Here is a 708-nt window from a genome sequence, read left to right on the forward strand (position 1 = left end):
AACAACCTTTACGCTCAAACTCAGCTACAAACGACTTTCGGTATCAACATGGTTGCGTTGAACAATGGTCAGCCACAGCTATTCAACCTGAAAGATATGTTGAAGTGCTTTGTGGATCACCGTCGTGAAGTCGTGACTCGCCGTACTATCTTCGAATTGCGTAAAGCTCGTGAGCGTGCGCACATTCTTGAAGGTCTTGCACTTGCTCTAGCGAACATCGATGAAATCATCGACCTAATTCGTAAAGCGCCGACTCCTGCTGAAGCAAAAGCTGGTCTTATTGCTCGTGGTTGGGATCTAGGTAACGTAGCAGCAATGCTTGAGCGTGCTGGTACTGATGCGGCTCGCCCAGAATGGCTAGAGCCTCAATACGGTATCCGCGACGGTCAATACTTCCTGACTGAACAACAAGCGCAAGCAATTCTAGATCTACGTCTACATAAATTGACCGGTCTAGAACACGAGAAGATTCTTGCTGAATACAAAGAGCTTCTAGAAGAAATCGCTGAGTTAATGCACATTCTTGCAAGCACTGAGCGTTTGATGGAAGTGATTCGTGAAGAACTAGAAGCAGTTCGTGACGGATTTGCTGATGCACGCCGTACTGAAATCACAGCAGCTAGCCATGACATCGACATGGAAGAGCTGATTGCTCGTGAAGACGTAGTCGTAACTCTATCTCACGAAGGCTACGTTAAGTACCAAATC

The 708-nt window shown here is 46.8% G+C and carries 1 protein-coding gene; it reads left to right on the forward strand.

The annotated features are described in order from the left end of the window. Positions 1–708, forward strand: a 708-nt coding sequence (locus R7Z50_RS27425; protein WP_318149739.1) for a DNA gyrase subunit A, incomplete at both ends; no start/stop codon positions are given.

It is taken from the genome of Vibrio sp. 1249-1 (assembly GCF_033340495.1).